This window comes from Peribacillus sp. TH14, assembly GCF_016651145.1.
GTDB lineage: Bacteria > Bacillota > Bacilli > Bacillales > DSM-1321 > Peribacillus > Peribacillus butanolivorans.
In genome coordinates this window covers 2,586,204-2,606,742 of sequence record NZ_JAEKEK010000001.1, presented here as the reverse complement: position 1 = coordinate 2,606,742, position 20,539 = coordinate 2,586,204, and the positions used below count along the sequence as shown (strand labels likewise).

Here is a 20,539-nt window from a genome sequence, read left to right as displayed (position 1 = left end):
TCCAATCCTTCTTATACCTTTTTGGTATCTTAGAATCGCCATGATAAATGGCTTTATCCAACTAAATAGAAGCGTTTTTTGTGTATTTTGATACCATTTTGATAACTTTGTTGTCAATCTCACACTTTATCCCGCGGCGGTTTCGGTGCCGAGGTCTGCTCGCGTTTATTGTTTTGCTGGCTGATTAAACGGGGGCGGGCAAACATCCCCCATCTCGGTACCCGAATAAGCGTATCCTTCATGTCTTTACCGATAAAAGGAGCAAAAGGACTCATATAGGGAACCCCATAGGAACGCAAGCTGCACAAGTGAAGAACAAGTGCAATGACCCCAACGATTATCCCGAATAAGCCAAAAGTAGCGGCAAGCACCATCATCGGGAAACGGAGTATTCTAATCGACATGGATATGGTAAATGACGGAAGAACGAAGCTTGAAATAGCCGTGATTGCAACAACGATTACCATGGCGGCCGATACGATTCCAGCCTCTACTGCCGCTGTTCCAATCACCAGTGTCCCTACAATAGATATAGCTTGTCCTATAGCTTTTGGCATTCGTAAACTAGCCTCCCGCAAGATTTCAAACGCAACTTCCATCATAAGAGCTTCAATGAATGCAGGAAAGGGAACCCCTTCTCGTTGAGCGGCTAGACCGATCAATAGTTTAGTTGGTAACATTTCCTGATGATACGTGGTGATAGCGATATATAGGGATGGTCCTAGTAGAGCAATAAAAATAGTAAAAAAACGAAGCAAACGAATAAGGGTGGCAATGTCTGCACGCTGATAATAATCTTCCGCGGATTGTACAAAGGAGACGAACAGTGCCGGGACGACTAGAACAATCGGCGTTCCGTCCACTAGTATGGCGACTTTCCCTTCCAACAGCTCGGCGGCAATCACATCAGGGCGTTCAGAATAATAGATAGTCGGAAAAGGGGTGTGCGTCTCATCTTGAATCAATTCCTCAATATAACCACTTTCTAGGATTCCATCGATATCGATTCGATCCAGACGCGTGTGCACTTCTTCGACAACTTTGTCATTCACAATTCCGTCGATGTACATGATTGCTACATCGGTTTTGGTCAAGTTTCCAATTTTTTTCGATTCCAACCAAAGTTGAGGAGTCTTTATTTTTCGTCGAATTAGCGCCGTATTGGTACGCAAGCTCTCCGTAAAACCTTCCTTTGGTCCCCTAACGACGGTTTCCGTGGTGGATTCCATTACACCACGGTCTTTTCCACCACGCATACCGATTGTAAACCCTTGTGCATATCCATCCAATAAAAGAATAACATCCCCTGATAACAGGGAAGTAAATAAGGAACTGAATTCCGTAACATCCTGTATGTCTCCTACCGCAAGGATGCGGCCTTTCAATAATTGTAAAACATTTTGTTGAGACGATATCATTTGCTCTTGATCAGGATGGATATCTAACATGAGTGATTCCAGGATAAAGTTCTGAATGGAATTAGTGTCCACCAATCCATCCGTATAAAAAATACATGCTTTAACGTTTGGCTCTTTGCCAATTTGTATTTCTCTAATCACGATATCGCTGCTATTTCCAAGCTGCTGCTTTACATGTTGAATGTTTCCTTGGAGGCTTGTTTTTAACAAGTCTTTGTTCGTTTCCTTATTTTGATCGTCTTGTTTGAATGAGGAGAGGTTAATGCTGTTTTTTCTTTGTTTTTTAAATAAACTCATACATTTTATCCCCCTCTCAGTCTTTTTCTTTTTCAGAAGGTAGAGTTATTAGATTTCTTCCAAAATTCTTGAGAAAAGATTTGATAAGTTAACTTGGTTTTTAAAGCACTTGTAATTTCATATTTTATTCTCTACTATGTATTTGCTAATTCATTATGGTCAATTGCTTGTGAAGGTTGTATATATATAATTGGCCTAGTGACTGAGAATCCCCGATTTCAATGTTATTAATGCCACTCATAGGTCTTTCTAAAATAAAACTGCAAATGAGGTCTTTATTAGCTAACCCATTTATCTAAATAATCTGGACTGTTTTCAAATACAGGGTTTTCTCCCTTTTTTTTATTATCCGGTTGCATGAATTGGTCACTTTCTTTTAACACTCCAAGTTTATAGTGTTACCTAATGAAGTGCTAGATGTCTTCACTATTATCATGCCTATTTTCCAATTTTTAATACTTTTAGATAATAAATACTTTTCATGATACCCTGCACGGAACAACCTTACTGACACTCATTAATTCAACTGCTTTCGAGATGCGACCGTATAGCAGGAATAGTAATGTTCCCGAACTTTTGTATGTTCAGAAAAATTAATAGAAAAGAGAGCGTCCCTTTGTATTACGGAACGCTCTCTTTTTAATATTTTTGCGAGTAAATCCTGCAAATTCACGAGTAAATACATAAAACTTACGAGTAAACACACCAAATTCACGAGTAAACTTTAATTTGACTGGTAATCTTCAATTAATTATTGATATTCGTAATTCTGCCTTCTATACCTGCCGTGATCTTTCCACCTTTAAAGGTATCTTTCACATAGTTAACGAAAGCCTCTAGATCAGCATGTCCAAACACACGCTCTTTTCCTATTAAAACGGTATAATTATCGCCACCGCTTGCCATGAAGTCATTGACGGTCACGGTGTAAGTTTCTGTATCCTCAATTGGCGTTCCATCCGCTTTCTTCAATAAAGTGACACGTTCCGTGACAGGTTTACTGAAATCGGCCGTATAGCTCAATCCTGAGATTTGTAACGTTTTCGGAGAGCCTTCAACAATCCATTGCTGTTGAAGCAATGTTTTCACTTCAGCCCCAGTTAGTTCAAGTCGGACCAACACATTTCCGAACGGCTGGATTTTCGCTAAATCAGAAAAGGTAACTTCTCCTTTTGGAATATCTGCGCGAATTCCACCTGGATTCATGAAGGCAAAATCAGATTTCAAATCGGCCTTCATGGAGTCCGCAATTAAATTCCCAAGACCAGTTTCTTGTGTATAGGCATTGGCTCTTAAAAATTTCTCATCCGTTGTCCCTAGTGGGGTTTTCAATTCAGGGAACATGTCTAGATAACCGTTAATAAATTTAGTCGTCCCAGCATCTGGCGTGATGCCATCTTGTGTAACTGTAACAATTTCGGCTGACTTTTTAACAATATCCTTTGTGTTTGGATCGATTTCCAAATCAACATCTTCAAAAGCCGTTCCATAAGAATAAGCTTGTACAATCAATTTATTATCTACATAGTTATTGACCCTTGCATGATTATCTCCAGCTAAAATTACATCGACTTCATCATCTACCGCTTTGGCAAGATCCGCTACTTCACCAGTAATGACACCGTCTTTTTCAGTACCTGGGTCATGCGAGATGACGACAATTGATTTTACACCTTTTTTCTTCAACTCATTAACCGCCTTATTTACGGCAGGTGCCTGTTCTATAAATTCCACATTCTTAATGCCATCCGGACTGACTTTTTGAGGTGTGGCATTCGTGACTACACCTATGAAACCAATATCAACCCCGCCGACCTTTTTTATGACGTAAGGGTCCAAAATAGGTTTTTTCGTGTCTTTATATACGACATTGGCAACCACATACGGAAAGTTCAATTTATCAAATACTACATCCGATGTAGGTGACTTTCCGCCATTGATTTGAGCCATCAGGGTTTCTACCCCTTTATCGAACTCATGGTTCCCGAGAGTTCCTACATCAAATTTCATATTATTTAAAAACTGAAGCGTCGGTTTGTCCTGGACCAAAGAGGAAACAGGAGCACTTGCCCCTACTGCATCCCCAGCTGATAGTAAAAGTGTATTTTCAGGGTTTTCAGCTTTACGCTGCTTTAAGTGCGCCGCTAAATAATCAGCACGTCCTTGTTTGACCCCACTAAATTCAGAAGTAGTGTCCAACTGGCCATGAAGATCATTGATTCCAAGCAATTGCACTTTAATGTTTTCTTTCCCCAGATTGAATTTGTAAATACCAAAGCCTTTATCATCTTTTTTACCTGTATAAGAAATCGGGCTATCTTCATTTAAATATTCCGCACCCTTTGGTGATGAGGTGAACGTAACATTCACCTTGCCTGAAATTGGGGCAATCGACCAGTTATTATCAGCGGTTGGATTGATCTCCTTCTCTTGTGTAATGTAATCCATCAAGATCTGGCGATTTTCATCCGCAGAGTCAACTACGTATTCGCTTCCCTTGACTCCCGGGAAGTTTCCACCACCCGAAGCACGGTAATTATTCGTCACGACGATGAAATCCTGATTAGGATTGACTGCTTCACCATTATATTCTAAATTGGTAATCCTGCTTGAATCTGACACTTTTATTCCTTTTTCATCATAACGCGGAGCCTTAGTGACATCGATTTGATACGTAACACCGTCAATCACATCAAAATTATAGACGGCAAACTTTCCATTAAGCAATTCCTGTTCCTCAGTCTTAGCCGGATCAATTGTATTATATTTCCCCGCAGACATTTCAAGCCATTCTTTTACTACGGAACCTTTGATTTTGATCGCTTTCAAGGTATTATCGTATAAATATAAGTCGCCGGCGCTGCGAATTGTCAAACCACCTTTTTTTATTTCGGTGAATTCTTCGACTCCATTTCGTCCTGCTTTGAAAGGAGCTCCTACAGAGAGAATAGGCAAGTCTTTGTATTCAGGTCGGTTGCTTTGGATGTATTTTTCTACATACCATTTCTGTGCGCTTGTCACGACTTGTACAGAAGGATCATCTTGCACAAGGGCGAAGTAACTATGAATTGGAGCTGTAGTCGTTCCAATTGGTGTGTTAACATACTTGATCGTTCCTTCGTGCTCCTTTTTAACGGCTTTGACGACAGATGCATCTTCAGCTGCTTTTTTCCCTGTTATTTTGTCGTTGATTGCTCGTGTTGATGAATCTGAGTTAACGACTTTCCATTTCCCCTTGATATTCTGGATATCAAGATCGATAATCCCTAGATTACTACCGCCATATCCTGCTTGAACGGCCGGTACACCATTGATTGTACCCTTTTTATTATCCACACCTTTAAGAACTTTTCCTTGGCTATCTTTAAATAAGCTGTCTAAAGAAGCTTCATCTTGTGCCGGAAAGACTTTATGTGTATGGGAGAACGTGATAGCATCGATATCAGACACTTTACTTAATGAATAGATGACATCCTCGGTGTTCTTTGTGTCGCCATTAAAACCAGAATGTGTAAGCGCCACGATGACATCTGCGCCCTTTTTCTTCATTTCAGGTACATATTTTTTTGCTGTTGTGACGATTTCTTTTGTAACGACCTTACCATCAAGGTTCGTTTTATCCCAATCCATGATTTGTGGTGGAGCAAATCCGATGTAGCCTACTTTTACGGATTTTTCAGCTCCATTAATATCTTTTACTTTCTTGGTGACAATTTTATAAGGGGTATATTTATTTTTGTCGTTTTTTGGATTTTTATCTTTATCCTTTTTATAAATATTTGCATTTACATAAGAGAAGTTCGCATCGTTGATGGCTTCATCTAAATAGGACAACCCATAGTTGAATTCGTGATTGCCAAATGTAGCTACATCATAATTAAGCAAATTCATTGCTTTATAGACAGGGTGGACTTCACCTTTCTTCAGTGGAACTACCTTCGCTTTGTATGTACCAAGCGGTGTACCTTGAATAAGGTCCCCATTATCTACTAAAACACTATTTTTCACTTCTTTTCTCGCCTGCTTGATTAAAGTTGCTGTGCGTGAAAAGCCGACTGAATCTGATACAGCATCTTTATAATAATCATAGCTTACTAGATTTGTGTGTATATCTGTCGTTTCCATAATCCTTAGTTCAAACGGGGCATCGGAAACGGAGGTTGCTAGGCTGGTGCCAAAATTGCTCGTATTGCCGTTATACTTGGAGACTACGGATATCTTAATCCAATAACCTGATTTGTACGAGTTGAAGTATGCGGAAAATTTCTGGGCTGATTTAATATCCGTCTCAACAGCTGACTGTGAAACAACCTTCTTTCCATTCATTAGCTGGAAGACAACAGTTTCCTTCCCCGTATTTCCTTTTTTCGGTGTGACCGTTACTGTAGCTTTTGCCCCATTTGTATAATTAACAGTAGGAGATGAGATGACAAACGGTTTAGTCGTGACAGGTCTCTTGGCAGCCTCTTTGGCGGATGCCTCCATCGGTACGGTAAATGGAGTCGTAATTAAACTCACAGCAAGAACCGGGGCTAGTATTTTTTTTACATTGGACTTAAACGACATACTTCACAACCCTTCTATATTTTTTGTAAAATTCTAGAATAATATAACATGATTTTGTCGAAAAAGTGTCACAATTTACCTCAATTTTAAGAAACTATAATAAAAAGTACTATTTTAGCTAATTCATTTTAAAACCTGTGACGCTATTGACTTTCAGATATATGTAATTATTAATAAATTTTACCGAATCATAGTAGGTAATCTCCCTTTAATACATGCAAAGAGGCATATGAGCCAGCCTACTAATTATAGATTAACTTGTAGTTTCTTCTTTCTCTGCAGCTCTTTTTCTAATTGGAACGGTTTTATGTGACAGTGTGTAATCCTTTTGAAGCGTCTTATAGAATGAAAGCATGATCAACAGATGCAGACTGCAATCCGGATAATCCGCTTACTAAAAGCAGGACTGATGTGTTTAAGAAAAATAAGTTTATTCCCTACTTTTCAATCCTTAATCCTCCATTATGAAAAAACGATAGGAATTAAATATCTAAAAAGCCGGTAAAGCAGGTTCCTTTACCGGTTTCTTTCATGCTTAAATAAGAACTTACAAAACTCGATCAATCACACTGGCAGATACCGGTTTGATTCCGATTTCCCTCGACCAGATAGACAGCTGGCCAATATGATGAATTTCATGGGCAATCAGATGGCGTAATATCCTGCCTATTTCATATGTCCCCTCCATCCAAGAAGGCTCAACTATCTCATTCTCCCAATCAGGTGAATACGAGTACAAAAAAACTTTCACTTCAGAATGATAACGTTCCGATAAGCCTTTTACCTTCTCGATTGTATTGTAAGAATCCATATCAATCTCTCTATCTGGCTTCCCTTGAATCGTCCGAATCCAACTGTATTCAACATCAATAATATGAACGAGTGTTTTTAAGATAGTGCCCATCCCACCACTCCGCTGCCGTAAAAGTTCAGCACTCGATACAGTCTGGCACCACTCAAACCACTCTCTTCTCACCTGCCAGTTATAGGTGAATAACGTTAGCATCCTATTCCCCCCTTATGTACCTTCACCCAAGCATCATCTTGCGAATTCCTCAATGCTTTTTGTTTCTATTTATTTACTCAGTCAGATATCTCACTTAGTTTTAACTGACATACCGTTTTTAAGTTGGACCATTGAATCCATTCATACAATTATGTCATTCAGCCTTCTAACTTTTTATACTGATAATAATCCTGGCGTTGAACGGTTTTGAATCCGCAAGATTCATAAAGTCTTAAAGCATGATCATTGGTTGCTTCTACTTCAAGAAAAATATCATACCCTAGTTGCCGTTGTTCGGCTACAATCCTTTTCAGCACCTTTCTGCCAAGCCCTTTTCCCTGGTATTCCGGAAAAATTGCAAATCCATAAATCCATGCTTCTCCGCCCGAATGATCAACACGGATTTTACCGACCGCTCGACCATCTTTTTCAATCATCATTGTTTTCAAAGTATCCTCGATTTGAACACGTTGATAATAATCTCGCGCTTCTTTTTCCGAAAACTTAAAACAATGAACATCCAGCTGAATTTCCGTTTCCGCATCATCTCTGTTTGAAGGACGAACGACCACATCCTCATAATTATCCAGCTCCATGTTTGACCATTTCATTTGATACTCAGAAAAGGAAAACTCACATGGCAGTTGCTTCATAAACCCCTGCCCTGAATGAGATTGGGCAGGGGTATTCAGGATAATTAGCTTATAGTCCCGCTGCAAAGCAGTCCTTAAAGCTTCGTCCATTAAATCTGTAAAAATCCCTTGCCTCCGGAAGTCTGGATGAACCATCCCACACATCTCTACTTTATTCCCGAAATCATAAAGACCAAGAAAACCGACAAGTTTGACTCCCACGTAATGAAAGAAATCATTCTTCATTACACCATTTCGGCTGCGAAGCGTCTCCCAATTTAGCTTTAAAGTAAAATCTTCCTGTTCACATCTCTGTTGCAGACTTTCGATATCATCGAGCTGTTTTTTGTTCAAAATTGTCACCCCTTTTCCATAATATCAGTTTATTACCAAAAAAATAAGAAAAGCAGCACCCTTTATTGGGATGCTGCAAGCTTTCTATAAGTTTATTTATTAAAGTTGTTTTTTTAAAAGTATTTTCACTTTAACCTATAAAACTAAAATCGTATGAGAGGAGGATTTCCTACCTAATTCTATTGTCGGATGAATTATAGTAGTAAAATGATTCAATTTGACGATTATTTATCACCCATTTTATGGTATATTCCAAATAATGGAGTATCATTATCCCTATCCGACTCAAAAGGAGGAATTTAATGGACTCACTTTCCATCGTCCCGAATTCTTTATACCCGAATTTCGGATCCTCTTTTGTATAGAATCCGAAATTCGGTTTTCACTACCTAGCGACGTAACGTCCTGAGGTTATCGTTTCGTTTTATGAGCGGACTTTTTTAAGTTCTCGACGTCCGTTGTCAGTTCTTTTAATTTTTTACCGAAGCGGAAGAGCAAAAACATAGAAACGACGAATGGATAGCCAAAATCGCTAACTAATGACACCCACATAGTAGCATCCTCAATCATCATCCTCTTCACCCCTTTTCTTGTATCTGATATCTAAAGTGAAACTTGTTTCAGAAAATCAATCTAGCACTATTGATTTATGGTAAAAAGAACGAATGTTCGTATATAATTGATTTATTCCCCTTGTCTATCACTTTAATAATTAAAGGAGGGATAGCAATGAACAAGTTAACTTCTCATTTCTTTTCTCATTCATTAGAATTTTTACAACAGCATTATTCGTCATTCTTCGAACAGCCAATCATTCAATTATTTTTACAGAATCCAGAGCATTTAAAAATTTTCACTGATACTTTAGATTCCCCTTCTACACACAACATTGGTCATCTCAACGAGACCTTTAAAATTTTCTATTATCGGGCAAGAGTATACAAATACATGTGCTCTTTAATTTACTTCTTCTCAGTTGATTTTGATAAAAGAGCACGAAAACAACGGGAACGCTATCGAATGGTACTTGATGCGACACCAAAGGATACCGGAAGAATGATTGACCGAATTGGCAACTTGGATGGACGACTTGAAAAGATGGGGGAAACCGATGAACTATCCTCCCACATAAGTGATGAAAAATTGATAGAAGCCTTGAAAAATTTAACAACCAAGCAAAACCTGGTACTAACCATGGCCTTTACCTATGGACTATCCAACAAAGAAATTGCGGCTTATTTTCATGAGTCACCTCAGAATATTTCAAGCATACGTAAACAAGCTCTCAAAAAACTGCAAAAGTACTATATGAATGATGTTTATGATAGGAAGGAGAAAAGGTATTGTGGATAAAAAACTCTCAAAAGAAGAATTAATTGACCTAATTGATTCTTTGAATCCTAAAATAAAAAAATCATTAAAAAACACACATTATCAAGACAGAAATGACCTAGAGCAAGATATCAAACTCAAAATCATTGAATCATACGAAAAAATAGCCGCTATCGAAGCACCAAATTTCGAAGAGTTCCTTGCAGAATTCTTAACTAAACAAAAACGTTAAAAGAGTACCAAGTTCAGCTCATGCTGGACTTGGTACTCTTTTTTACCGCTGCCATGTATTGTGTCAATTAAGCACTTAATCGCATCACTCCAGTATCATAAAAAGCCTTACTTCTATCAAAGCAAGTAAGGTTACGCTAATTCTTATGGGTTTAATATCAGTTTATCGCCTTTTGGATGATCTAATACGGTTTTATGATAGGTTCCGTCAGTCCAATCATCAAGCTGATCGTGGTACCATTTGCTTTTAACGTTACCTGATTGACCCGGACCAACGAGATGGTAGCCTTGATTCATATCAGATAGATCGATGACAAAGCGCCATGAGCCTCCATGATTGACGGTTCCATCATCTAGAAATGCTGCTGCCTGTACGGTGACACTGCTGCCGCCGACTGGAATTCCACCTTCGTTGTTAAACAAATAATTCAACGGAGCAACACTCGATAGAGGATGGTTAAAGCGGACTTGGTGATAATCCCCCCACTCCCAATCAGCTATGTCGTTACCCTGTGATTTCTCCAGATCCTTCAATGTCTGTTGTAATGACTTTGCGAGTACTTGCTCAAGTCCGCCAGCTTCTTCTATCCAAGGACCTGGCTTCCCGTCCAGTGCCCGCCGCAGCAGTTCATCAATGGCGGATCGCCTTCCATTAAAGAGGTTGAGAGTTTCCTCAGGTATTTCATCCATTAGCAGAACTTCCCCTATCTTTTTCATCCAGACATTAAAAATCATCGGCGCTGCTGCATCTATAGAATCAATGTTATTCCATTTCTTCAGAATTCTTAAAGCTTGGTCTTCCTGTTTACCAGATGAGCCTTTCAACACCTCTAAAAATTGAGGGACAAACTCCTTAGCCTGTAGGTTTAACTGATCCATCTGCAGACTTTGCATATCCTCTGTGGTGAGCTTTTTATTAGCATGTAAAAACTCCTGGATCCTCATCTGACGGTATGGCTGCGCCCAGTTATTGCTGATATGGTAAGGATAATCATCGGATATAACCTTATTATTTGCTGTCGAAATAAATCCTGATTCTGGATTGATCGTTTTTGGGAGTTCATCGAACGGGATATAGCCTTTCCATTCATATTCATCGGTCCAACCAGGGACAGGTAACATACTATCCCCTTTTTTCCGAATTGGGATTTTCCCGTTCGCCTTATAAGCAATAGTCCCATCGACCGAAGCAAAGACAAAATTCTGTGCCGGCGTTTCAAATTTCAAGAGGGCTTTTTCGAATTCTTTCCAGTCTTTCGCTTTATTCATATTCAATACCGCTTCCAGCTCGGCAGATGGATCAAGTGCTGTCCACCTTAACGCAAGGACAGTATCTTTTCCACTTTTACCAGCAAACTCAGAGACAACCGGCCCATGGCGGGTAACCGTCACTTTATAATCGAGCGTCTTACCGTCCTTCACCTTGATCGGTTCGTCCAAGATATCAGCTTTTTCCCAATCATCTTTGTAAGCAAACTCATTCTCGTTTGCTGGATTTCTCTTTTCGATATACAGGTCCTGAACATCCGGCCCCGTATTGGTCACACCCCAGGCAACCTTTTCATTATGACCGAGAATGATTCCCGGAATCCCGGCAAAAATAACACCGCTCACATTGACAGTCGGAGCCTCCAGGTGCATTTGATACCAAACAGACGGGGTGGCTAAGCCTAGATGGGGATCATCCGCCAAAAGCGGCTGACCTGAATCTGTTTTCTTCCCCGAAACGACCCAATTATTGCTGCCGTTGAATTCATAAGGAATAACTGCCCCAGCAAAGCTTTTTTCAATATCAAGTTCGTCCTTGCTGATAATATAAGGAGCATCCTCTGGATAATTCGGGAATAAATCATACGCTTTTTCCTTTGAAAAAGTTTGCAGCAAATACTGTCTAAACGCTTGGTCTTCCCAATTCCCGCCCAAATCAAAGGCCATATATTTTCCTATAGTGAGAGAATCAACAGGTGTCCAGGGTTCTGGCTCATAGCCAAGTAAAGTGAACTCTACCGGCCAATTTCCGTTCTCCTTCAATTCATCGATATAGAGATTTACCCCTTCGGCAAACACATCCAAGGCTTCTTTCCCTTCACTTGTATACTCTGCATAGGAGGATTCAGCAGCCCGCCTCAACCCCAGCGTTCGAAAATATTTATCATTTTTAACTGTCTTCTCACCAATCACTTCACTTAATCTACCTGAAGCCTGGCGCCTGCTTAAATCCATTTGAAATAAACGATCTTGGGCCTGAATATACCCTTGCGCTAAATATAAATCATGATTATTTTCTGCCTTGATATGCGGTACCCCACTGGAATCCCTCACTACTGTAACCGGTTGCAAAAGACCGGATAGCAATATTTCACCCTTGGTTTCCGGCAGTGAGCGCGATAGAAATACGTTTGCTACAATCAAGATAGACAGCAAAAGTAAAATCAGAATTCCTAAACTCCATAGGACGCGTTTTCTCCACTTCCGTTTTGGTTTTTGCTGAGGTACGACAGCTTCCATTGCTACATCTCCCTTTCCCTTTAAAGCTCTCTTTCTTTCTACTTTAGTTATTCGCGTTTCTATCCATCTTTCCTACTACCTTCCTGATTTTCTCTATTTTTCCTGTTATCTATCAAATATGAAAAGGAATCAAGCATCATGTCAATTGGTATCACGATTTTTTAATGAGGAAAAGGAAATTCTTTTTCACAGTGTCGAAAAAGTCGCCCTGGGAATAAACAATAAAAAAACACACCGAAACAGAGTATCGGCGTGTTCAACATTATTTTGTAAGATATTCAATCGCATTGTCTACATCATCCGTATAATAAAGGGCCTTGTCAAAGTCGTGGGCCGCCTTTGTCTCTGCAACCATGTATTCAATCGGAGATAGAAGACCAAAAAGCCTCTTCCATTTATGGGTTTTCTCCAGAAGCTTCCTTTCTCTTTTTATATCCACTGATTTGAATTCATTAATAATAAAACAAGGATCAGAAAATGTCGGGTATCGAAATCGTTCGTTCAAGGTTTGCAGTTTTTCTTCATCCCACTCTACCCTGACCAAATCCGATATGATTACAACATTTTCGACCGAATCGTGAATGCGTTTTATTAAAGCATCATATTCTTCATCTTGTAGCCCATGATCCGTCATGATTCCTATACTGTACCATTTTTTATTTGGATCCAGTTCATCCCTTTTCTTAAAAAGCACTATTTATCCACCGTCCCTTTATTTTACAGGCAGCTCTTGTTTTTGCGCTTTACTATATCCAATTTTTATTTTAACGCTTGCGCCCTGCTGCACTTCCAGTAGTACCCAACTCTCTTTGAATGTCCAATTATTAGGAAGAGAGGCAAGCATATGTAATCCGGCCATTTCATCTGGTCGATAAACTTCTATCCCCTTTGATCATTTACTAAATTTGTTTCATTTTTTACTATAACATGTTGAAATATTGCCATGATGATATAAAAATTCATTTTCACTTCAATCTACACAGGTAAAGTAAACCTAATTAATGATGCAGCATACAGGAACGGTAAGCAAAGCCAGTCAGTTCTATACCTCTGTTTATGGAATTTTTTTAAGCAGTACCATAAAAAAAGATACCCTCATTTTAAAAGGATACCTTCATTTCACCGGTTGAAGAGCCAGCCCTCTTTGCTTAAAGATATAATCCAGAGCCTGTCCGAATGATAGGAAGGATTTTACCCGATTAGCAAAATCAAGTTGGACAATTTGCCGAACCACATCCGGAGTAAAACCGACAAACATCGTTTCCGTTCCCATCAGCGACAGTGCTCCTACCAATTGATCAAGCAGCAAGAACATATTATTTTCCTTCGTAAAGGTAATGCCAGAGAAATCCAAGATCAAAACTTCTGCATGTAAATCTGCACATTTTTGGATAACCGTCGATTGCATGGACTCCATTCTCCAATCATCCATACGGCCGATTAACGGTACGAGAAGAACGTCTTTGAAAATGGTCTGGACAATTGGTGTTGCCAATTCTTCCATAACTTCTTGATTTTCTTTAATTTTCTGCAATGATTCATTCGCCGCTGTGGCTATTTCTTTATAATAATTCACATAACTTATACTCACGCAATGAATGAACTGATCCAAGATTGCATCAATTATAGAACTTGCCTTTAATAAAATTTCAATGGAATAGTAGCGATTGCTTACTTCTTCTTCAATAAAACTCCAGAAAAGATTACGAACCAGCTGTATTTCCTCAATATGTTTATCCAAAGGAATACCCATATCCACGATTTGCTTTCCAATCTCCATACCCGTTTTTTTCATAATTTCCATTGCTTGAGATTTTCCATGAATTAACGCATCTGCATGAATTTGAATAAGCTGAGCCCGTACCTCTTTACTGATTTCCAAATTATAAAGAGATTCCTCTTCTTCAAACAACTCAATATGTTCCGCTAAAATATATTTGAATTTTTCTATTTTCTCACCAATCAATTTTAGTTCTTCCATGTAGGCCTCCCACACAGGGCTTTTTTCACATTTTATCAAATTATAATTAAAAAAAGAAATAAGATCCTAAAATTACCAATATGATAAAAGACGTTTACCTGAGTCTTCAAAAGGGTATTACGATATATGACATGGAGGGAATCCGATGAAAAAAAATCAACAAGACTATGAATCTGAGAACATGAGTGATTTAGTCGAACTCATAAATAGTAAAAACAACAAGCGTAGAATCTTAGATATACTTCAGCGCAATAAAAAGGACAAAAGTAAAACTAAGAAAAATAAATAAAAAACCCAGTCCATAATGGTCTGGGTTTTTAAATGGATTGGATAAAAAGCTAAACTTTAAACGTATGAATGATTGCATCTCATCCATTTCACCTTCTAATGTGCGTGGATGTTCAGCAAAACCACTAATCTCTTCAATGGCCGCCGATTGTTCCCCTGTAGCAGTAAAAGCGTTTCGCGTCGCTGTTTCTTCCACAATTTTTTCGAAATTGGTTCGAAATTCATCAAAGTAAAAAAAGCTGATTTTGTTATTTAAACAAAATCAGCTTTACCGTTATTTTATGTATTCTGTGTGATTGACGAGCACTACCTTTTTCTTCGAATTTCCTTTACTTGTTTCCCATCAGAAGTAATATAGACTGTTTCATCAATTTTGTATGTTAAATAACGGTCACAATCAATTTCCAACGTTTTCCCATTGTTGAATTTCATTGCGCAATTGGATCCCTCTTCGGTTTCCGTCACATCAATGACTTCGTTCGTCTTAAAACCGACCGCCTTGCCATCGGAAAAATGTGGGTAGTATTTTTCTACAATCTCTACCTTTTCCAAACGACTTGGACTTGTTAAGTATACAACGAATAATATAATTAAAACGGCTACTAAGCCAATGAGAATTACAGCTTTTTGTTTCACTCTATCCACTACCCTCTTCTCTTATCAATCTATTATTCTTTATCCGTTTTCACTAGATTATATTCAGAAATTCGGCAAATATGATAGAAAAGATACTTTTATTGAGCGATTTTCACCTTTTCAACCATCATGGCACACACGGCAGCGAGAATGATTAGGATGGATACTGCTGAAATGACCCCGCTCCAGCCGAACTTCATCAGAAATAGTCCACCCGATGCCCCTACGACACTAGACCCTGCATAGTAAAACAAAAGGTATAAAGAGGAGGCTTGTGCCTTTTCACTTTTTTTAGCTAACCTTCCGACCCAACTGCTCGCAATTGAATGAGCTCCAAAAAAACCAAATGTAAAAAGTGCCAGACCCATTATTTTTAATAAAAGTGGGCCTAATAAGGTTAAAAGGGCACCCATTAGCATGATGGCTATTCCGGAAAGAAGAACGATCCTCCGACTAAATTGGTCCGCCAGCTTTCCCATCCACGTTGAACTAAATGTCCCAACGAGATAGATAATAAAAATGAAACCAATCAATGTCTGTGATAAATGATACGGCGGTCCCATTAATGGTATACCTACAAAGTTATAAACAGTCACAAACGAGCCCATTAATAAGAATGCCATGCCGAATAAGAGTACTAGTCTAGTATTCCTTAAGTTGTTGATAAGTGAATTTTTAATTCTCGACAACGATATTTTATTGCGAACAGCATGCTGTGAAGGAGGAAGCATCCACCAAAAGGCTAGACTAATAATCAAACTCAAAGCCCCAAGACTACCTATCGCTATATTCCATGAGAAATGATCAGTCAGCACTCCTACAATGAGCCTGCCCGCCAGTCCGCCGATACTCGAACCGCTCACGTAGATTCCCATCACATAGCCCAGACTTTTCGGATGAAATTCTTCACTGATATAGGCCATTGCTATCGCGGGGAAACCTGCAAGCACCGCTCCTTGAACCGCTCTGATTGCGATCAAGATGTATAGGTCGTCTTGAATAAAGCTGACACATATAGATAACAATGCAGACAATGTGAGCGCTGTACCCATTATCTTTTTCCTATCGATATTTTCAGAGAAAAAGGAAACAAGCAATAAACAAATGGCAAGCGTCCCTGTAGCGAAAGATAGTGTCAGGCTTGCCACCGCTGGAGAGACTCCGAATTGTTTTGCGAATACCGGAATGACTGGTTGAGTACTATATAAATCGGCAAATGTTACAAAGCTTCCAAGAAATAAAGCCAAGATTGTCTTTCTGAATGATTTACCAGCAGGCTCAATATAATTCACTGTTGTTCAAACCTTTCAAAATTAAACTTTCTCTTATGTTAATACTATCTGCCTGAGTTGTCTATTTCGCCATAAGTTGTTGAACGGAAAGATTTTAGATTCATAAGAAAAACCCTTCACCGCAAAAGCGAAGGGTTTTCTTAAATCATTAATTTGATTGCTTCTCATTCCGCTCATTTTTTGTAAGCAACCAGTATACCGGCATACCCACGATCACAATAATTACCGAGTAAAGAGCATCTAACGGTGTATCAATTAATGTGCTCACAACAATATAAACTGCACCAGCAATCGCTATAATAGGAACTAGCGGATAAAAAGGTACTTTATACGTTTTTGCATCCGGGTCTTTTTTGCGTAAGATGAAGACCGCAAAGAAGGCAAGCCCATAAAAACTAAAGACAGAGAATATTGCCATATTGGTAAGTTTGTCGGGATTTGTTACAACCATCATGATAATCGCTATGACCACTTGTAAAATGGTTGCATTAATAGGTGTTTTAAACTTGGGAGATATTTTACTGATTTGTTTATGACCAGGCATCATTTTATTATCCGCCATTGCTAGTGTTATACGCGGAAAGGTTAGAAGTTTCCCGTTCAAACAACCGAAAATTGAAACCAATATTCCGATCGCTATTAATTTCCCACCCAATTCTCCAAAAAGAAGTGTGGCCGCAACGTTTGCTGCATTTGTTCCATTAGCTATAATTCCCTCTGCACCCAATACATGAAGCATAGCAAGGTTTACAGCTAAGTAAGCAACCATGACCACAAGAATTCCCGTAATAATCGCTCGTGGCAAATTTTTCTGTGGATTTTTCATTTCGCCCGCCATGAAGCCGACATTCATCCAGCCGTCATATGCCCAAAGTGTAGCCAAAATGGCACCGGCCATACTGATTTTCATTGAACTTTCACTATCTATATTGAATACAGGCATCTCACCTTGTGCAATTCCGAATACTGCAATGAAAATAATCGGAATCAATTTACCAACCGTCGATAATGCTTGTATCATACCGCCGTATTTCGTCCCTAGCAGATTCATACCGGCTAAAAATACAATCGTTAGAATTCCTATAAACAATGTATAATCCCTAGAGATATTAAATAGCCCTACCACTAACAACCCAAAATATAAACTGAGTGCGCCCATAACTGCAGGACCATATACTAATGTTTGAACCCAGCCGCACAGAAATCCCCATACTTTTCCGTACACTTCCTCTAAATAGACATATAAACCACCCGTTTTAGGAATGCGTGTACTTACTTCAGCAATTGTCAATCCGCTAGCTAGTGTAATTAAACCACCAATCAACCAAGCTAATAAAGCCATTGTTGAATTACCACTTAACTCAAGCACGTCACCAGGCTTCATGAAAATACCAGAGCCGATAACTGTACCAACTACAATAGATGTTCCAACCCAAAAGCCAATCGTTTTCTTCAATTGGTCATTCCCCATGATGTCCTCCCGACGTGTACACATGTACTTATTTTATACTAAAATTATATCATAAAAATTATTTGGGAATAGTTTATGCAATAGTTGGAATATTACATCATCGTCTGAAACTGTTGGTGTTCCTGCACTGAGAGCGTTTTATAAAAATTTATTTATTTTTTTCTAATTCTGAATTAGATACCTTAAAACCGAATATTTTTTTTACATTTAGGAATTAAACGATTATTTACCGACTAATTGCGAATTAAAAATTTTTTTATTATAAAATCGTTCGCTATATTTAAGGGGAACTTTCGCATTATTTTAAAAAAATACAAAAAAACCACCCCTTATAAAAGGGATGGATGTGATATTCCTTAAGGATTAAGTTCGTATTACCAAAAAATAAACATAAGCACAACTGCCACGACAATCCGATAGATGGCAAAAGGAGTCAATTTAACTTTATTGATTAAAACCAAGAAAAAGCGGATACAGAATAACGCAAAAATAAATGCGCTGATAAAGCCTGCGATAAAAAATGGCAGAACTTCAGGTGTGAAAATATCCCAATATTTTATAATTTTCAACAAACTGGCACCAGCCATGATTGGAACTGCCATGATAAAAGTGAAATCAGAAGCCGCCCGGTAGCTCATACCTAATAGCACACCGCCTGATATCGTTGAACCTGAGCGGGAAAATCCCGGCCATAGGGACAAACATTGAATTAACCCGACCCCAAGGGCTTGTTTATAAGTAATTTGATCAACCGTTTCAGCAGTCATCTTTGGACGGAATTTATCAGCAGCAATCATCAATAATGCGCCCAAGATTAATCCAACGATAACCGTCTTCATCTTAAATAAGTTTTCATCAATATAATCTTCAAACAATAAACCTAATACGCCAGCCGGTAACAATCCGACGAGTATCTGCAATAGGTTGAGCTTTTGTCCCCCTGGAGCAGATGGGTTTTTCATTTTCCTTAAACCAAGCAAGTCCATGAATCGACCCCAGAAGAGAACGACTACAGCAAGAATCGATCCAAGCTGGATTACAACTTTAAATGCATTGGCCACTTCACTTCCAAAAAGCTCGTTCGATTTCAGCCATATGTCATCAACAATAATCATATGCCCTGTAGATGATACAGGAGCAAATTCAGTTAATCCTTCTACTAGTCCAAGGATAACCGCTACAAAGATTTCCCACATATTCATTATTTTCACCTCATAATTCGCACACCTATTTATGGAAATACCATTAGTATTGTACTAGTTGTTTAATATATTGTCTATTAAACATTGCTGAAAGAAATTTGGGGTACATGTATGATAGGTATAAAGATAAATTCTAAAAGGAGTGATGAACTTGAAAAACATCCAAATTTTCGCCCATAGAGGGTCCAAAGGAACACATCCTGAAAATACTATGGCCGCTTTTAAAGAGGCAGCACGAATCGGGGCTGAGGGAATTGAGTTTGACGTCCATCTTAGTTCAGATGGAGAAATGATCGTTATCCATGACGAAACACTTGACCGAACTACTTCCCTTTTAGGTTATGTAAAAGATTGTTCAGCACAAAAATTGAAAACAGCAGATGCTGGGAGCAAATTTTCTGAGGAATTCCAAGGAGAGCCGATTCCTTTTTTAAAAGAAATTTTCGACTGGGCTATAGATAATACAATGTTGATGAATATCGAAATCAAAACGGATAAGCTCCCATATGAAGGAATTGAACAGAAAATTGTTGATTTAATTCGTCAGTACCGATTGGAAAATCGTGTGATTCTGTCCTCCTTCAATCATCAATCAATTGAGAAAGTGAAGAAGCTGGCTCCTGAAATCGAGCGGGCCTTATTGTTTGAGGGACTGCCTGAGAACATCGAAGAAATCTTAAGCGCAAAAAAAGAAGCTGGGTTCCACCCTGATAGAAACAGCCTGACTGAAACTATTAATCACTATGCGAAAAAACTTGGATACAAAGTCCGGCCATGGGTCGCCAATAATAAAGCTGACATTATCAGGCTCGCTGAAATGGATGTCGATGTGATTATGACGGACTTTCCTGAAAAGGCAATCAAGACCTTAAAAGCTTGGCAAACGAGCGACTAAAATAATGCGAAAGAGAAGGAGGACGATGCTCCTTCTCTTCCTAATCCATTTTTATTCAGTTAATTAACGAGAATATCCGCCTAATTGTTGTTCAGCCATTTGCACTAAACGTTTTGTAATTTCTCCACCAACAGATCCGTTAGCACGAGCAGTAGTGTCGGCACCTAAGTTTACGCCAAATTCACTAGCGATTTCATTCTTCATTTGTTGTAGAGCTTGCTCTGCACCAGCTACTACTAGTTGATTGCTGCTATTGTTGTTTGCCATGTGTTTTTCACCTCCTACTAATATTAATTAGCATTTTTAGCTTAAATTATTATTGCCAATTTATTGAATTATTTTATCTTTACGTTCCCTTCAATCCAAAGCTCTTTATCATGAATTTCTTTTTAGGCTCATAAACTGTTAGGAAACTTTCAGTAGGAGGGAA

The 20,539-nt window shown here is 38.7% G+C and carries 18 protein-coding genes; 3 read left to right on the top strand and 15 right to left on the bottom strand.

Going from position 1 to position 20,539, the window contains the following annotated elements:
• Positions 1 to 119 precede the first annotated feature (119 nt).
• The 5 genes from JFU50_RS12620 to JFU50_RS12600 all read right to left on the bottom strand — a co-directional run bounded on the left by JFU50_RS12620 (position 120) and on the right by JFU50_RS12600 (position 8,846).
• Complete coding sequence (locus JFU50_RS12620) at positions 120 to 1,715, bottom strand: spore germination protein (protein WP_201222770.1); 1,596 nt, start codon at positions 1,713 to 1,715, stop codon at positions 120 to 122.
• A 747-nt stretch (positions 1,716 to 2,462) separates the two neighbouring features.
• Entirely contained in the window at positions 2,463 to 6,281 is a 3,819-nt protein-coding gene (locus JFU50_RS12615; protein ID WP_242489041.1) for a bifunctional 2',3'-cyclic-nucleotide 2'-phosphodiesterase/3'-nucleotidase, read from the bottom strand.
• A gap of 547 nt (positions 6,282 to 6,828) precedes the next feature.
• Positions 6,829 to 7,287: a DinB family protein gene (locus JFU50_RS12610; protein ID WP_201187134.1), complete on the bottom strand. Its 459-nt coding sequence runs from the start codon at positions 7,285 to 7,287 to the stop codon at positions 6,829 to 6,831.
• A 158-nt stretch (positions 7,288 to 7,445) separates the two neighbouring features.
• Positions 7,446 to 8,282 carry a GNAT family N-acetyltransferase gene (locus JFU50_RS12605; RefSeq protein ID WP_309558246.1) on the bottom strand — a complete coding sequence of 279 codons (837 nt, stop codon included), beginning with the start codon at positions 8,280 to 8,282 and terminating at the stop codon, positions 7,446 to 7,448.
• A gap of 402 nt (positions 8,283 to 8,684) precedes the next feature.
• On the bottom strand, positions 8,685 to 8,846 hold the full coding sequence (locus JFU50_RS12600) for a YvrJ family protein (RefSeq protein ID WP_082527571.1): 162 nt from the start codon (positions 8,844 to 8,846) through the stop codon (positions 8,685 to 8,687).
• 156 nt (positions 8,847 to 9,002) lie between these two features.
• On the opposite strand from JFU50_RS12600, the gene JFU50_RS12595 reads away from it, so the two are divergent.
• Both JFU50_RS12595 and JFU50_RS12590 read left to right on the top strand, forming a co-directional pair.
• The gene (locus tag JFU50_RS12595) at positions 9,003 to 9,626 is read left to right on the top strand and encodes a sigma-70 family RNA polymerase sigma factor (RefSeq protein ID WP_056525642.1); all 624 of its coding nucleotides are present in this window, start codon (positions 9,003 to 9,005) and stop codon (positions 9,624 to 9,626) included.
• On the top strand, positions 9,619 to 9,837 hold the full coding sequence (locus JFU50_RS12590; protein ID WP_201222769.1) for a hypothetical protein: 219 nt from the start codon (positions 9,619 to 9,621) through the stop codon (positions 9,835 to 9,837). Before JFU50_RS12595 ends, JFU50_RS12590 begins: the two co-directional genes overlap by 8 nt.
• A gap of 143 nt (positions 9,838 to 9,980) precedes the next feature.
• Here JFU50_RS12590 and JFU50_RS12585 read toward each other — a convergent pair whose 3' ends face one another.
• The 9 genes from JFU50_RS12585 to JFU50_RS12545 form a co-directional block, all read right to left on the bottom strand.
• Positions 9,981 to 12,344 (bottom strand): penicillin acylase family protein, encoded by a 2,364-nt coding sequence (locus tag JFU50_RS12585; RefSeq protein ID WP_201187135.1) that lies wholly within the window; start codon positions 12,342 to 12,344, stop codon positions 9,981 to 9,983.
• A 262-nt stretch (positions 12,345 to 12,606) separates the two neighbouring features.
• A complete protein-coding gene (locus tag JFU50_RS12580; protein WP_201222768.1) occupies positions 12,607 to 13,038 on the bottom strand; it encodes a hypothetical protein in 432 nt (143 codons plus the stop codon).
• Between the two features lie 18 nt (positions 13,039 to 13,056).
• Positions 13,057 to 13,203 carry a hypothetical protein gene (locus tag JFU50_RS12575; RefSeq protein WP_201222767.1) on the bottom strand — a complete coding sequence of 49 codons (147 nt, stop codon included), beginning with the start codon at positions 13,201 to 13,203 and terminating at the stop codon, positions 13,057 to 13,059.
• A gap of 255 nt (positions 13,204 to 13,458) precedes the next feature.
• The gene (locus JFU50_RS12570) at positions 13,459 to 14,325 is read right to left on the bottom strand and encodes an STAS domain-containing protein (protein ID WP_201222766.1); all 867 of its coding nucleotides are present in this window, start codon (positions 14,323 to 14,325) and stop codon (positions 13,459 to 13,461) included.
• A 232-nt stretch (positions 14,326 to 14,557) separates the two neighbouring features.
• Positions 14,558 to 14,809: a hypothetical protein gene (locus JFU50_RS12565; RefSeq protein ID WP_201222765.1), complete on the bottom strand. Its 252-nt coding sequence runs from the start codon at positions 14,807 to 14,809 to the stop codon at positions 14,558 to 14,560.
• 110 nt (positions 14,810 to 14,919) lie between these two features.
• Positions 14,920 to 15,258 (bottom strand): hypothetical protein, encoded by a 339-nt coding sequence (locus JFU50_RS12560; protein WP_056525653.1) that lies wholly within the window; start codon positions 15,256 to 15,258, stop codon positions 14,920 to 14,922.
• Between the two features lie 89 nt (positions 15,259 to 15,347).
• Complete coding sequence (locus tag JFU50_RS12555; protein WP_201222763.1) at positions 15,348 to 16,541, bottom strand: MFS transporter; 1,194 nt, start codon at positions 16,539 to 16,541, stop codon at positions 15,348 to 15,350.
• 148 nt (positions 16,542 to 16,689) lie between these two features.
• Positions 16,690 to 18,012 (bottom strand): APC family permease, encoded by a 1,323-nt coding sequence (locus JFU50_RS12550; protein WP_201222761.1) that lies wholly within the window; start codon positions 18,010 to 18,012, stop codon positions 16,690 to 16,692.
• Between the two features lie 374 nt (positions 18,013 to 18,386).
• A complete protein-coding gene (locus JFU50_RS12545; RefSeq protein ID WP_274608138.1) occupies positions 18,387 to 19,214 on the bottom strand; it encodes an undecaprenyl-diphosphate phosphatase in 828 nt (275 codons plus the stop codon).
• A 151-nt stretch (positions 19,215 to 19,365) separates the two neighbouring features.
• Between JFU50_RS12545 and JFU50_RS12540 the strand changes: the two genes are divergently transcribed.
• Positions 19,366 to 20,109: a glycerophosphodiester phosphodiesterase gene (locus JFU50_RS12540; RefSeq protein WP_201222759.1), complete on the top strand. Its 744-nt coding sequence runs from the start codon at positions 19,366 to 19,368 to the stop codon at positions 20,107 to 20,109.
• A 63-nt stretch (positions 20,110 to 20,172) separates the two neighbouring features.
• Here JFU50_RS12540 and JFU50_RS12535 read toward each other — a convergent pair whose 3' ends face one another.
• Entirely contained in the window at positions 20,173 to 20,376 is a 204-nt protein-coding gene (locus JFU50_RS12535; RefSeq protein ID WP_053348762.1) for an alpha/beta-type small acid-soluble spore protein, read from the bottom strand.
• Positions 20,377 to 20,539 lie beyond the last annotated feature (163 nt).